Consider the following 15,618-nt stretch of genomic DNA (forward strand, 5'->3'; position numbering starts at 1 on the left):
AAGTTAGCTATTATTATTCTGTTGCTCCACCGCAGCTTGATCCGCCGCCTGAAGTACAGGCATAACAATGGTTTCCTAAACACATTGTACGTTTTTTAATTGGAGTACCCCTTAACATGCTAATATGGCTTGATCCCTTCACAGTCCAGGCTAATGTTTGATTGAAATCACAATCGTAAAGTTTTCCATCCCAAGCAACAGAGAGTTGATTTCTACACATCATGTTCTCCACTGTTGAAGCATTAAAGCTATTAGAAAGTCTTTGCATATACCCTTCTAAGTTGTTACTTCTTTTGAGAAATAATCCAAAGCGGCCTACAGGGTTGTTTGTAATTGTAAATAAATGATTGAATACAATGCCATGCTGCTCCTGTAGTTTGCGTTTATATTCTACCTCCATTGCTTCTTGAGACGGAGGCAAGAAGGCACCACCTGGATTGTAGACAAGGTTTAAAACAAGATGTTGTTCTTTACCATATCCTAAACTATTTAATTCCTGCAGCATGGAAATACTCTTTTCAAATACGCCTTCGCCCCGCTGTCTATTTGTGTCCTTAGCACTGTAATAGGGGAGAGAACAGACAACCTCCACCTTATGTTTTGCATAAAATTCTGGTAAATGCTTGTACTCTTTTTCGTGTAATACAACTAAGTTGGAGCGTACAATTACTTTACATCCCATAGATGAGGCCTCTTCAATGAGCCACTCAAAATGAGGATTCATCTCAGGTGCTCCGCCTGTAATATCTAAAACTGAGAAGTTATTTTCTTTAAATACTTGTAAACAAGCTTTCATCGTTTCCAAGGGCATACTCTCTGTACGATTCGGGCCTGCCTCAACATGGCAGTGCTTACAGGCCAAGTTGCAAACCTTTCCAACATTGATTTGCATTGTTGTCAATGATTTATTTGTTTTGCAAAAGTCTTCATTTTCTATTCTAGTAACAAATTTAGGAATACATTTTAATTCTTCTAGATAATTTTCATTATTCATAGCAGTCTCCACCTAAAGCTCTAACTTGTTTGCTACATTTTTCATTTGAACACCGTGAACTAAAGTGGCGCCTCCGCGGATTGCAGCTGCTACATGGATTGCTTCCACCATTTGTTCCTGGTTTACGCCTTTTTCCAAACAACCTTGTGTATAAGAATCAATGCAATAAGGACACTGCACTGCATGTGCTACTGCCAAAGCAACAATAGCTTTTTCACGAGCTGTCAATGCGCCTTCTTCAAATACTGCTCCATAATACTCCATAAATTTTTTCCACAAGTTAGGAGCATCTTCTCCTATTGTACCGAACTTTGATAAGTCTTCTGGATTGTAGTAAGTATTCATTTATATTCCTCCTCTTAATGTACATAAAATATCCAATAATTCTATAACATTAATTGTAAACTGATAATCTAAGTTATTGTATATCACCTTTTAGGCTGTGTCAAATAAAAAGAATTAATAAATTTAAAGTTATTAATTCAAATATTTTATATTTTATACTAATTAAATATACTTTAATTTTGTGCAGCAATCATTCATGTTATAATAAAGTGAAACTTAAAGGAAATCAAAGACAAATGAGGAGGAAAAAGAAATGGATGAACAAAAAATATTAAATGCTTTTTCAGAAGGATTTGACTGTTCTCAGGTGGTTCTAAGCAGTGTATCAGATGAACTAGGAATAGATGATGTTACTGCAAAAAAGATTTCTGCCTGTTTTGGTGGTGGTATGTTTTGTGGAAGCACTTGTGGAGCTATAACTGGAGCGCTTATGGCAATTGGATTAAAGTATGGACACAGTATACCTAATACCCCAGAAGTAAAAAATGAAAATATTGCAAAACTAATGGAATTTAAATGGAAATTTTTAGAAAAATATGATTCTGTTATCTGTAAGGAGCTTTTAGGATATGACATCAGCGTTCCTGAAGACATGGAAAAGATTATGGAAAAACAATTACTTACTACATTCTGCCCAAGGTTAGTAGCAGATGTGATTTCAACTTTAAAAGAGGTTATATAGATATCTAAATGAAAAATTAGAACATAAATATGATATAAGAAGGAGGAATAATTCATGGAAGTTTTACGTTCAGTTTGTCCCTATGATTGCCCTGACACCTGTGGCTTGCTTATTCATGTAGACGGTGGAAAAGCTGTGAAAGTACAGGGGGATCCGGAGCATACTTTTACACGAGGAAGTCTTTGTCCGAAAATGGCTCATTATGAAAAAACAGTTCATTCTTCAAAGCGAATCTTAACGCCATTGCGAAGAACTGGTCCTAAGGGTAGCGGTAATTTTGAGCCTATTTCCTGGACTGAGGCTATTGAACATATAAAGACAAAGTGGAATGAAATTATTACAAAGCATGGGGCAGAAGCAATACTGCCATATTCCTATGCTGGAACAATGGGTCTTGTTCAGCGTAATTCTGGACATCCGTTTTTTTATAATTTAGGTGCATCAAGGCTTGAACGTACTATTTGCTCACCAGCAAAAGAATATGGTTGGAACGCAGCAATGGGGAAAACAATGGGACCTCATCCTAAAGAAATTCAGAAAAGTGACTTAGTTATTTTGTGGGGAATTCATGCAGTGGCAACCAATATTCACCTTATACATGACATCAATGAGGCTAGAAAACAAGGGGCAAAGGTATGGTTAATCGATACCTATAAAAATTCCACAGCTAAGATTGCTGATGAGGTTTTTATAGTTAAACCAGGTACTGACGGTGCTTTAGCTCTTGGATTGATGCATGTAATAGCTAAAGAAAACTTAGTTGATGAAGAATTTATCAAGGAACATGTACAAGGGTATGATGAACTTAAATTAGAGGTTCTACCAAATTATTCACCACAGGTAGTAAGTGAGATAACGGGAATTGATGCTGATATAATTGAAAATATGGCAATGCAGTATGCTAAAGCTCAAGGACCATTTATTAGACTTGGAAGCGGCCTATCCCGTTATGGAAATGGCGCAATGACTGTGCGTATAATTACTTGTCTACCTGCGCTAGTTGGAGCCTGGGGAAAACCAGGAGGTGGTCTGCTTACCGGTACAACTACTGGAGATGCATATGATACAAGCCTAGTAACTCATGAAGACTTTCAAGAAAAAACAACAAGAATTATAAACATGAATAAATTAGGCAATGCACTTAATGAAGTTAAGGATCCACCTATAATGAGTTTATATGTGTATCATTCTAATCCAGCGGCAATAGCTCCTGATCAGAATATGGTGTTGCAGGGATTGGCTAGAGAAGATCTTTTTACTATAGTTCATGAACGTTTTATGACTGATACAGCAAAATATGCTGATATAGTATTGCCGGCAACCACTTCACTTGAACATAGCGACTTGTACCGTGCTTATGGACATTATACGATACAGCGAGCTTACGCAGCGATTCCGCCAGTAGGACAGGCAAAATCCAACTGGGAAGTATTTTGCTTGTTAGCAGAGGCAATGGGTATAAATAAGCCTTTCTTCAATCAATCTGCTGATGATTTAATTGATAGTATTTTAGCTAAACCATCTTCATGGCTGGCAAGTACTAAGATTGAAACACTGCTTGAAGGGCGACCATTAGAATTACCAATGCCTGATAATTATAAGACTCAGTTTAAAACCTCTTCAGGGAAAATTGAGATTTTAAATTCTAAGGAAGATGAGCCTTTACCAAAGTATTTTAAGCCTCATGGAGATAAGGCGGAGTTCTGGTTGATCAACGCTCCTGACGCTCGATTATTGAATTCATCCTTTAATGAGAGAGAGGAACTAACGAAAACAAATAGAATGCTATTACAGATGAATCCTGATGATGCGGCTAAAATGAGTTTTAAAGATGAACAGATGGTTATTGCTTACAATGATCGTGGAGAGGTGACCTTTAGGCTTAAAATTACAGATAAAATACCAATAGGCGTTGTTGTTACTGAAGGAGTATGGTGGCTTGAACACACACCAGGCAACCGTTCAGTAAATACTCTAACTTCACAACGATTGACTGATAAGGGGCAAGGAAGCACTTTTTATGATGTTAAAGTAAATGTTAGAGCGGTGGCTAAGCGATGATTTAATGATTAAAATTAAAGATTTAGCAAGTAAATTTAAAGTATAGGGTTACAAGGCTCATACCGATTTGGTATGAGTCTTTTTTTCATAGTATTGTTAATATTGTTTTTGGAAAAATTAATAATAATAAATAATTTTAAACGAGGTGTATCAATGATTTCTAATTTCTTGATAAATAAGTTTGTAAGAGGTTACTCTGATACTAAAAGTAAAAAAGTGAGAGAGAGGTATGGATACCTTGGAGGAATAATGGGAGCATTGATAAACATGGCTCTATTTGGCATTAAGTTTACTGTGGGAATTGTTGTAAACAGTATTGCAGTTACAGCGGAAGCCTTCAATAATCTCTCAGATGTGGCATCATCACTGGTAACTATTTTTGGCTTTAAGTTATCTGGAAAGCCTGCAGACAAAGAGCACCCCTTTGGACATGGTAGAATTGAGTACATTTCAGGATTGATAGTGGCATTTTTAGTTATGATGGTAGGATATGAGTTTGTAAAAAGCTCCTTTAATAGGATTAAAAAACCTGCTCCTGTTAGTTTTTCTCTTATACCATTTGTTTTGTTACTAATATCCATAGTACTTAAGGTATGGCTTGGCGGGTTTTATAAAGATATAGGAAATAAGATAGATTCTTCTGCACTTCGAGCCTCAAGTGTAGAGGCTATTAGTGACGTTTTTTCTACTGCAGCAGTAGCACTTGCTCTTTTAGCTTCTAGATTTACAGCCTTGCCTATAGATGGATATATAGGTATGGTTGTTTCTTTAGTTATTCTTTATGCTGGCTTTAATTTAATAAAAGATACTTTAGATCCTCTTCTTGGTACTGCACCAGAAAAGGAGCTTGTGGAAAGCATACAAGAGATGCTTTTAGATTATGAATATATAAATGGAGTTCATGATTTACTTGTGCATAATTATGGCCCAGGAAGAATTATTGCATCTATTCATGCTGAGATTCCTTCAAATATACCAATAGTTAAAATACATGAAATAATAGATAGAGCAGAAAAAGAAATATCTACCGCCCTGGATATTTATTTGGCAATTCACATGGACCCTATTAATACTGATGATAAGGAAATATTAGAGGCCAGACAAGAACTTGCAGAGACATTAAAAACTCTTCCTATAGTGAAATCTTTTCACGATTTTAGAGTAGTAGGTGAAGGAGAAAATAAGAATTTAATCTTTGATGTAGTAATTGGTGCTGATCATAAGCTTACAAAAAGTGAAGAACTTAACTTACAAAAAGATATAAATTTTAAATTAAAAAAATTGTATCCAAATTACAATGCAGTTATAACAATAGATAAAGATTATTTAAGCATATGAAAATTAGGTAACAGTTTCTCAGATTTTAAGTATAATTTTTGATGAGAATTATAAATAAGATGCGAAGTATGGCAAGTATTGCTATATTTCGCATCTTTCTGTTAAAATACTTTTAATGAAGTTCAAAATCAAATATTTAATAACTATTTTTAAGCTAGTTAGGAGGGGATGAATGATGAATAAAAATATAACAATAAGAAATATACTTGACAATCCTAAATTTAACAATTTCAAAATACTGGCTGGAGAAAAAGGATTAAATAGAAAAGCTAGGTCCATAACAGTTATGGATGCGCCAGATCCATTCCCATGGACCAAAGGTGGTGAAATAGTATTATCCAGCGGTTATATCTTTAAAATAAATATTAATAAGTTTTGTAATATAATAATGGATTTACATAAAGCTGGTATTTCAGCGCTATTTATAAAACTGAAAAGGTTTTTTGATAAACTTCCTGAAGATGTTGTTCGCCTTGCTGATGAAATTCAGTTTCCAATAGTTGAGGTTCCTGCAAGCCTAGCTTTTATTGAAGTTATTAACCCCGTTTTATTACAAATAATAGATCATCAATCAGAAATATTAAAAATCTCAGAGGAAATTCATAAGACATTTACAAATTTAGTAATTAATAATGAAGAAACACAGAGCATAATAAATGTTCTATCAGATATATTAAATGAGGACATTCTCTATTATGATTTACATTTTCAAAAAATGTATTTTTCGAAAAATGTACACAGTATACCAAGTGATATAGAGAATTTTAACCTTAAAGATATTTTAGAAAGTTATAATTATTACACAATAGGAGTAAATAATGAAACTTATGGATACATAATATACTTAAAAGCTAAAGAATCTAAGCAGCAAAATGATGATTATAATGCTTTAACTCATGCAAATACAGCGATTGTCCTGGCTGTTCAGAAAAAAATATCCAGTATGCAAATAGAAGATAGGCATAAAAATGAATTTGTACAGGATCTTATCATGAATAATATAAAATTTGAAGGCGAGGCGAAAAAGAGAGCAGCTATATATGGGTGGGATCTTTCAAAAGATATCTACGTAATGGTAGTAGATATAGATAACTTTAAAGAGAAATATTTAAAACTTGAGCATAAGAATTTTAATGCTAAACTCGAACTTATAAGGGAAAAAATTTTTAAGAACTCCATAGAGATCGTAAAATTCTCTTTCAAAAATGCTATTTACGGGAAATTTAGTGACAGTATAGTATTTATTCTACAGCCTAATGGTATGGACTTAAAGACAATGAATACTTATTTGAAAAAAATTGGAGATGAAATAAGGAATGCAATTTTTAAAAATTTTGATTTTACTGTAATGGTGGGTTTTGGGGAATTTACGAATGACATAATGAGCATATATAAAAGTTATAATGAAGCTATTATATCAATTAAGGTAGGAAGAGTATTATATAAAAAGAATGCTACAATATTTCACAAAGAACTCGGTGTGTACAGGCTGCTTTATTCTATATATAAAAATGAAGAAGCTCAGGAGTTTTATACATCAAGTCTAGGAAAAATAATAGAACATGATGAAAAATATAATTCGGAGCTTCTAAAAACCATGATTTGCATCTTGGAAAATGATTGGAACCTAAAAGATTCTGCAAAGGATATGTACGTACATTATAATACTATAAAATATAGATATAAAAAAGTCTGTGAGCTGTTAAATGAAGATTTAAACGAAAATGAAATTAGATTGAAATTATCACTGGCATTAAAAATTTATCAAATGACAGAGTGATTCACAAAAGGAACTATAAAATTTTTATAGTTCCTTTTTTAACTGTAAGGCTTCTAGATTGAAAGCTAAATTGTACCTGGGAATATAACTATATCAAACTCAGCATTAAACTAATCTATTTGTCTATTTGGACAAAAATATGATGATTTTTTTATTACTAAGGTATAATGAAAACGCTTAAATTAATAAGTATAATAATCATAATGAGCTCAGGATAATTATATTAATTTTATATTATGAGGAGGAGACATAAGTAATTTCTTAATTATATTAATTTCATATAAGGAGGAGATGTGAGTGATTTCAAAAAATGTGTCTTTGGAAGATAAATCAAAAGTGAGCTCCTATAGATGGGTGGTTTGGGGAATACTTGTAGCTATTTATATTATTGTATTCTTTCACAGGCTTTCAGTTGGAGTTATTGTAGGTGACCTTAAGAAATCTTTTGGAATGAATGCTACACAAATAGCGAACTTAGGTGCTATGTACTTTTATGCATATACTATAATGCAAATACCTACAGGTATTTTAGCTGACCATTTAGGTCCTAAGAAGACTGTTATAACAGGTTGTATAGTTGCTGCTATAGGATCAATAACATTCTCATTATCTGCTAGTATATTCATGGCATATTTTAGTAGGCTTTTAGTTGGTCTTGGAGTGTCTGTGGTATTCTTATCAATATTAAAGATTCAGGCTAACTGGTTTCCTGCTAAAGATTTCGCTTCTATGAGTGGTCTCACAAGCTTTATAGGAGGTATGGGAGGTCTTCTTGCACAAGCTCCGCTTATAGCATTAGTTGGTGTTATAGGATGGAGAGGCTCTTTCGGAATTATGGGTATTGCGACAGTAGTACTTGCTATCTTAGTAATAATATTTGTTAAAAATACTCCTACTGAAAAGGGATTACCTGAGGTTAATCCTCAACAGGTTCAAGCTGCGGTAGAATCTCAAAGTATTTTATTACAATTAGTAGGTATAGTTAAGAATCCAAAAATTTGGGGGCCTGCGTTTGCCTATGGAGGAATAAATGGATGCTTCCTTCTATTTAGTGGAACATTTGGAGTTACGTATATTACGTCTGTATATGGAGTGAGTAAAACTTATGCAGCTAACCTTATTTCAATAGCTGTATTGGTTGGAGGTATATCATGTTTATTAATTGGAAAAATATCGGATATGCTCAAGAATAGAAAGTTGCCTATGATAACACTTGCATCAATTTCAACTGCAGCATGGGTAATATTAGTTTTTGCAAAAACTCCTGAATGGTTCATATTAATATTTGTAGTGTTAATTGGTATTTCAGGTTCAATTGGAGTCATATGCTGGTCTGTAGGAAAAGAGGTTAGCAATCCAAAACTTGCAGGAATGTCAATGTCTATAGTAAATGTATGCGGGTTTCTTTTTGCGGCGGTTCTCCCAATAATATGTGGAAAATTCATTGATATAAATGCTGCAGCTGGATTATCCACTGCCGCGGCTTATCAAAAGGCATTTATAGTTCCAGTTGCTTCTTCTATTATAGCTTTGACTTTTACATTACTGACTAGTGAAACTAGGTGTGAGAATATTTATAAAGGATAGAAAGGGTGTTTTTAGATGTCGAATATGTTAAACAAGGCTAAATCTATTGAGAGTTATATAATAAACTTCAGAAGGGATCTACATGAGAATCCTGAGATTAGTGGAGAAGAATTTAGAACTCAAGAAAAAATTATGAAAGAATTAGATAAATTGGGGATACCTTATAAGAAAGCAGGAAGCACCTCTTTAATAGCGACACTAAAGGGTGCTAAAGCGGGGAAAACTGTAGCTTTAAGAGCAGACATAGATGCTCTTCCTATAAAAGAGGAATCAGATGTTGAATTCAAATCCAAAAATCCCGGTGTAATGCATGCTTGTGGTCATGATGCCCATGCTGCTATGCTTCTTGGTGCTGCAAAAATTTTATCTGAAATGAAAGATGAGATATCAGGAGAGGTTAGACTTTTTTTCCAGGAGGGCGAGGAAACCTTCTCAGGTGCAAAAAAAATAATAGAAGCAGGTGGAATGGATGGAGTTGATGCTTGCTTCGGTATTCATGCAATGTGCTTATTAGAAACAGGGTATGTAGATATTACTCCAGGATATAGAATGTCAGGCTGTGATACTATTTATGTTAAGTTTGAAGGAGTATCAGGACATGGTTCAGTTCCACATCTTGCCAAAGATACAATTCATCCTGCATGTGTTTTTGTTACAGATCTTCAGGGAATAGTAACTAAAAATGTTGATCCACAGCAGCCAGTGGTTCTTTCAGTAGGAAAGTTCGTTGGAGGAACAAAGGCAAATATCGTTAGCAAATACACAGATATTGATATTTCAATGAGATACTTTGACCCTAAGGTTAGAGAAGTAGTGCATGAAGCAATAAAAAGACATGCAAAGGCTATTGCAGATGCTTATGAGATTAAGGTTGATGTAGTCATAGAGCAAAGTGCACTTAGTCTTTATAATGATGAAGAATTAACAACAATAGCAGATAATGCTTCTAAAAAAGTCTTTGGAGAAGGGAAAAACATAGCTTCACCAAAATTAATGGGATCAGAAGATATATCATATTATTTTCAACATGCTAAAGGAATTTTTGCAATGGTTGGACACAAAAATGAGGAAAAGGGATGTACATACTATGCACATAATGAAAAATATAAGATTGATGAAGATTCCTTAAAATATGGCACAGCATTGCATGTACAATTTGCTCTAGATTTTTTAAATAATAACTAGAATGGTTTAATGGGAAATAATTTGATAAAAAACCTTAGGAGAGTGTCGCAAAACTACTTTAAAGTAGTTTGCAATACTCTCTTTTATTGTAAGTTTTATTTCAATATTAAGCTGCTCTTAACTCATGAAGGTGATTACTACACCTGCCATTCTGTATGTATGAGATTATTCAATTCTTAGCTTACATTTTTTCAACAGTAACTGTAATTTGTGTAATATAATCATTTTCACTTTTCACAGCAACTTCGTCTAAAAGATATTCCTCATAGGCGAATTCACCCATGCTTAAGTGGTTTTTTTCAAGGAAATTTAACAGCTTATCATAAGTTTTACACATAGTTTCATAACTTCCATGGTGATAAGCAACAGCATACAAACCTTTCGGTTTTATAGTGATTGAAGAGTTTATTTGTTTTTTGCTTGTTTTTGCAAAAAAATAAGAATAATTGTTGTAATTTCTATTCGCAATATTCTCTTTGCTAAGCATTGTACCTACAAAAGAAGTATCTTTTGATTGAGTGCTATTTATGAAGCTCGTAAACTCCAGCATCCATTTTATATAATCCTTATTACTTTCTTCCTTCAGCAAAGCGCTGCGGATTATGTATTCTTCTTCCTGCTCTTCAAGCATGATTCTATTGCAATCTGCGTGTATTCCTTTATTCGTAAAGACAATAGTTTCTTCCAATAAGTGTTTGATTGTAATTAACTTCTCTATTTCCTTATCAACTTCTGCAATTTTTGACTTTGATAAATTAATTAACCCCTCAGGTGTTCTTTCATCAAGATATGTTTTCGCTTTTTTCAACGGAACATTTAATTCTTTTAGTATGGATATGATTAAAAAAACATCAAACTGGCGGTATGAATAATATCGGTAGCCTTTTTCATCTGTTATAGCAGGACGAAACAGTCCGATATCATGATAGTGAAAAAGGGTTCTTTTATTTACACCACAAAGTTCTGCAAATTCCCCTGTTGTAAAATAATTCTGTAAATTTTTGTTCATAATTTCACACTCCTCTTGACTATCCGGTTACGTTATACATTATTATAAAACTAGCAACAAGCAAATGCAATAAAAAGGAGATTCATATGTTAAGATTGTTTCGTTTTTTAAAGCCCTATAAAAAAGTAGTTATTGTTATATTATTGGTTACATTTTTACAGACACTAGGTACCTTATATATCCCAGCACTTACCGCTGAAATTGTAAACAACGGTGTGTCGAAAGGAGATATATCATATATTATCAAAACTGGAGTATTCATGCTGCTAACAGTAGCACTAACGGCAGCGGCTGCTGTGGCAGGCTCTCGGCTGTCTGCGAATCTTTCTTCTGGATTTGCAAAGGATATTCGAGAAGCAATGTTCATGAAAGCACAGGAGTTTTCTATAAATGACTTTAATAAAATAGGCACAGCATCCATGATTACAAGAACTACCAGCGATGTTACCTTAATTGGGCAAACTACAGTAATGTTTATTCAAATGTTACTACCTGCACCGATTATGGCCGTAGGAGGCTTGTGTCTCGCTTTTGCAAAGGATAAGGTAATGGCGCTCATTATTGTGGCAACTATGATTACCTTTATGCTAATTGCCTTTCTGTTAGGGAAAAAGGTTATTCCTCTTTTTAAGCTGATGCAAATTAAAATGGACAATATCAATCGTATTCTTAGAGAAACGATTATAGGCATTCGTGTTATTCGTGCATTTAATCGTGAGAAATATGAAAAAGGCAGAATTGATACAGCAGCTGCTGATTATGCAGGTAATGCTATTAAAGTAAATAAAATAATTGCTATTTTAATTCCAGCGATTATGATGATTATGAATTTGGGGATTGTCTGTATTCTATGGATTGGCGGAAAAAGAGTAGTGAAGGGTAATATGCAGATTGGCGATATAATGGCTATGGCAGAATACTGTTTTCTTATTTTGTATTTCCTTATTATGGGTGTCATGATGTTTATGTATATTCCCCGTGCACAGGCCTGCGCCGATAGAATTAATGAAGTACTTGCTATAGCTCCTGAAATCACAGACGGAAGTTCAAAACATTTGAAAAGAAGAGAATATGCTCATCTTGAGTTCCAGAGTGTTACCTTTCAATACTCTGATGCAGAGGAACCAGTACTGAGTAATTTGAGCTTCGAATCAAAATCAGGAGAAGTCACAGCAATCATAGGAGGTACTGGATCGGGAAAATCAACGATAGCAAAGCTGATTCCAAGGTTTTTTGAAGTTCAAAGCGGCTGTATTAGGGTAAACGGTACGGACATCAGGAATTTATCACAAAAAGAGCTGCGGGATAAAATTGGACTTGTTCCTCAGAAAGCATTTCTTTTTAGCGGAACAATAACAGAGAATATCAGATATGGTAAAAAGGATGCCGCACAAGAGCAGATAGAGCATGCTGCGAAGGTAGCGCAGGCTCACGACTTTATTACTAGTCTAGAAAATGGATATGACTCTCATGTTGCACAGGGCGGCAATAACCTGTCAGGTGGCCAGAAGCAGCGTTTGTCAATTGCACGAGCGTTGATTCGTAAGCCAGAAATATACATTTTTGATGACAGCTTTTCTGCCCTTGATTTTAAGACAGAGGCAAGGCTTAGAAGAGCACTAAAAAGTGAAATAGGCAGTTCCACCGCCGTCATTGTGGCACAGCGCATTAGTACCATAATGGATGCAGATAGAATTATTGTACTAGATGAAGGAAAAATTGTAGGCATCGGAAGACATGAGGAATTAATGAAAAGCTGTGATGTCTATAAACAGATTGCGGCTTCCCAACTTAGCGAGGCCTAACAGATTTAACAGTAATGGAGGTCACTATGAACGAGAATACAAACCAGAAAATCAAAGTAGAGGATAATGGTATTGCAGATACCTCAATCGAGAGAGCAAAAAATGCAAAGAGAACTACTCTACGCTTAATAAAGCTCTTAGTAAAACAAAAATTTAGGTTTTTGGCAATTTTAATTTCAGTGTTGATCAGTTCTTCACTTATCATTGCCGCTCCCTTGGTAATGGGAAAAGCTATAGACCAGCTGTATAACGGCATCAAAGCATCTGTGAAAACCGGCGTGAAATTCAGTGTGAATATTAGCACAATGGGAGAGATTGTTGGAATCTTACTAATAATCTACATTTTAACTTCACTATTTAAATATTTCGAGCAATATATGATGTCAGGTGTATCACAAAATCTTACCTTGGGTCTGCGTAAAGAATTAAGTGACAAGCTCAATCGCTTGCCGCTAAAATATTATGATACCCACAAGAAAGGTGACATATTAAGTCGTGCCACCAATGACCTGGAGAGAATTGCGGATAGCTTACAGGAAGGATTAATGCAGCTCATTACTTCCGTAGTAACTATAATAATTGCCATAATTATTATGATGACAATAAGCCCTGTTCTTACGCTAATTGCTATAATAACGCTTGTTGTGTCCATGCTTGTAACAACGAGAATCTCACCTAAAATAGAGGGATATTTTGCGGATAACCAGCGAATTCTCGGTGAATTAAACAGTACCATTGAAGAAACATTTTCAGGACAGCTTATCATTAAGGCCTTCAGTGGAGAAAAGGATTCATTGGAAGCTTTTAGGAAGATAAATCAGAGATTATATGATGCAAACAGAAAAGCGCAGTTCTCAGCTTACTCAATTGCTCCATTTATAAGGTTTTTAGAAAAAATCGGGTATGTTATCATTGCCGTTATAAGTGGTATTTTCGCAGTACAGGGAACCATGACGCTGGGAAGCATTCAGGCATTTCTTCAATATGTGGACATGTGCTCCGAGCCAATGACAGAAATCTCATATATTATAAATATGCTTCAATCTGCTGTAGCATCAGCAGAGCGTGTTTTTGAAATAATGGACGAGATAGAAGAAACTCCAGATATGTCAAATAGTAAGCTTATTAAAAATTCTAAAGGAGAAGTTGTATTTGAACATGTGAAATTTGGTTATAGCAACGACAATATTCTGATGAAGGATATTAATATCAATTTAAATTCTGGAGATAAAATTGCCATTGTTGGCCCCACAGGGGCAGGAAAAACAACACTTGTCAACCTACTCATGCGGTTTTATGAAACTCAGGGTGGAAGAATTACTATTGATGGCGTAGATATTAAAGAGCTGAGCCGTAGTTCACTAAGAACTATGTTTGGAATGGTGCTGCAGGATACATGGCTTTTTCACGGCAGCATACAGGATAATATCGGCTACAGCCGATTGGATGCGGATTTGGACGACGTGATACTTGCAGCAAAGGCTGCTCGTGCTGACCATTTTATCCGAACATTGCCCCAGGGTTATCAAACAATTTTAGATGAGGACGGCTCCAATGTATCTCAGGGGCAAAAACAGCTTCTCACTATTGCAAGAGCTATACTTGCCAATCCATCAATTCTGATTCTGGATGAAGCAACGTCTAGCGTTGACACAAGAACCGAAGTAGAAATCCAAAAAGCAATGAACCATTTGATGCAAGGAAGAACCAGCTTTGTGATTGCTCACAGATTGTCTACTATCCGTGATGCAGATTTAATTTTAGTAATGGAAAAGGGAACAATCATTGAGCAAGGAAGACATCAGGAGCTTCTTGATAAAAAAGGATTTTATGAGAAGCTTTATAATAGTCAGTTTGCTAATAAGGCAGCAGCAGAAGTATAATTCTTCTGCAATGCAGTCTAATCTTAAGGAGGAAATATATGAATGTCGAAATTAGAGAGGTTACAAAAGAAAACTTAAAAGAAGTTTTATCTTTAGATGTAAGTACGACTCAAAAATCATATGTGGAATCTACAAAACAATGTTTAGAAGATGCCGTAGAATGCAACTACTATCAACCAGCAGGACTTTATAAAGATGGGATTTTGGTTGGATTTGCAATGTATGGATTCTTCCCAGGAGAGAGTCAGAAGGGAAGGGTGTGGCTGGATAGATATTTAATTGATGAGTATTTTCAAGGACAAGGACTTGGAAGTATCATGTTAGAAGCATTAATTGCACACCTTGTCAAACTATATAATTGTGATGAAATCTATCTAAGTCTTTATGATGACAATCAGTGTGCATTACATCTATACCAAAAATTCGGATTTAAGTTTAATGAAGAACAGGATATTAATGGAGAAAAAATAATGGTAAAGGTAGTATAGTATAATTTAATAAATTTATTAAATCAATACCGTTTTATTTCTATTCCTTTTGCATCAAAAATAGGCTTAATGAATGGAAACTTAGGAAGCATAAAAATATAAGCATCTTCCTTTAAGATTAAACTGTTTACCACGTAAATTTTAACTCCGTCATATTCATATTCATCATGAATTTCTTCTTTTCTAAAGTTTTTTACAATCTCAACACTGAGACTCGTGACTTTCGTCGTAGTTCCTGATCAACAGGTTACGCTATTAGTACGATTTCTAACTAAGAAGCTGCCCTGAACCTTTTTAGCGTATTTAATTGCTTTCTCTTGGACAGTTAACAATTGTATCACTTCCTTTTGGACTATTTAAATATGTAAGTTATGCTTTATATTATAATCTTTATTCTTTTTAATGTAAAAACAGGATTTTACATTGGAATAACTTTGATAAGTATTGGTGTCAACTTATAG

The 15,618-nt window shown here is 34.5% G+C and carries 12 protein-coding genes; 9 read left to right on the plus strand and 3 right to left on the minus strand.

Annotated elements, in window-relative coordinates; translation table 11 throughout:
* Positions 1 to 13: 13 nt before the first annotated feature.
* Positions 14 to 994 (minus strand): arsenosugar biosynthesis radical SAM (seleno)protein ArsS, encoded by a 981-nt coding sequence (gene arsS, locus RCG18_RS16815; protein WP_308037182.1) that lies wholly within the window; start codon positions 992 to 994, stop codon positions 14 to 16.
* Positions 995 to 1,006: 12 nt separating this feature from the next.
* Positions 1,007 to 1,339, minus strand: coding sequence for an arsenosugar biosynthesis-associated peroxidase-like protein (locus RCG18_RS16820; protein WP_308037183.1), 333 nt, complete (start codon positions 1,337 to 1,339; stop codon positions 1,007 to 1,009).
* Positions 1,340 to 1,592: 253 nt separating this feature from the next.
* On the opposite strand from RCG18_RS16820, the gene RCG18_RS16825 reads away from it, so the two are divergent.
* The 6 genes from RCG18_RS16825 (at position 1,593) to RCG18_RS16850 (ending at position 9,972) form a co-directional block, all read left to right on the plus strand.
* Positions 1,593 to 2,021, plus strand: a complete 429-nt coding sequence (locus RCG18_RS16825) for a C-GCAxxG-C-C family protein (RefSeq protein WP_308037184.1) — start codon at positions 1,593 to 1,595, stop codon at positions 2,019 to 2,021.
* A 54-nt stretch (positions 2,022 to 2,075) separates the two neighbouring features.
* Positions 2,076 to 4,082, plus strand: a complete 2,007-nt coding sequence (locus RCG18_RS16830; RefSeq protein ID WP_308037185.1) for a molybdopterin-dependent oxidoreductase — start codon at positions 2,076 to 2,078, stop codon at positions 4,080 to 4,082.
* A 153-nt stretch (positions 4,083 to 4,235) separates the two neighbouring features.
* The gene (locus RCG18_RS16835) at positions 4,236 to 5,420 is read left to right on the plus strand and encodes a cation diffusion facilitator family transporter (RefSeq protein WP_308037186.1); all 1,185 of its coding nucleotides are present in this window, start codon (positions 4,236 to 4,238) and stop codon (positions 5,418 to 5,420) included.
* A 172-nt stretch (positions 5,421 to 5,592) separates the two neighbouring features.
* A complete protein-coding gene (locus RCG18_RS16840) occupies positions 5,593 to 7,200 on the plus strand; it encodes a PucR family transcriptional regulator ligand-binding domain-containing protein (protein WP_308037187.1) in 1,608 nt (535 codons plus the stop codon).
* Between the two features lie 297 nt (positions 7,201 to 7,497).
* Complete coding sequence (locus RCG18_RS16845) at positions 7,498 to 8,787, plus strand: MFS transporter (RefSeq protein ID WP_308037188.1); 1,290 nt, start codon at positions 7,498 to 7,500, stop codon at positions 8,785 to 8,787.
* Positions 8,788 to 8,802: 15 nt separating this feature from the next.
* Entirely contained in the window at positions 8,803 to 9,972 is a 1,170-nt protein-coding gene (locus RCG18_RS16850; RefSeq protein WP_308037189.1) for an amidohydrolase, read from the plus strand.
* Between the two features lie 181 nt (positions 9,973 to 10,153).
* Here the strand turns inward: RCG18_RS16850 and RCG18_RS16855 are convergent, their stop codons facing one another.
* A complete protein-coding gene (locus RCG18_RS16855) occupies positions 10,154 to 10,981 on the minus strand; it encodes a MerR family transcriptional regulator (RefSeq protein WP_308037190.1) in 828 nt (275 codons plus the stop codon).
* An 86-nt stretch (positions 10,982 to 11,067) separates the two neighbouring features.
* Between RCG18_RS16855 and RCG18_RS16860 the strand changes: the two genes are divergently transcribed.
* From RCG18_RS16860 to RCG18_RS16870, 3 genes are read left to right on the plus strand one after another with little or no spacing between them, the layout of a single operon-like run.
* On the plus strand, positions 11,068 to 12,786 hold the full coding sequence (locus RCG18_RS16860) for an ABC transporter ATP-binding protein (RefSeq protein WP_308037191.1): 1,719 nt from the start codon (positions 11,068 to 11,070) through the stop codon (positions 12,784 to 12,786).
* 26 nt (positions 12,787 to 12,812) lie between these two features.
* Entirely contained in the window at positions 12,813 to 14,669 is a 1,857-nt protein-coding gene (locus RCG18_RS16865) for an ABC transporter ATP-binding protein (protein WP_308037192.1), read from the plus strand.
* A gap of 38 nt (positions 14,670 to 14,707) precedes the next feature.
* Positions 14,708 to 15,157 carry a GNAT family N-acetyltransferase gene (locus tag RCG18_RS16870; protein WP_308037193.1) on the plus strand — a complete coding sequence of 150 codons (450 nt, stop codon included), beginning with the start codon at positions 14,708 to 14,710 and terminating at the stop codon, positions 15,155 to 15,157.
* Positions 15,158 to 15,618: the final 461 nt, after the last annotated feature.

Origin of the sequence: Clostridium sp. OS1-26 (assembly GCF_030915445.1) — a bacterium.
Classification (GTDB): Bacteria; Bacillota; Clostridia; order Clostridiales; family Clostridiaceae; genus Clostridium_AM.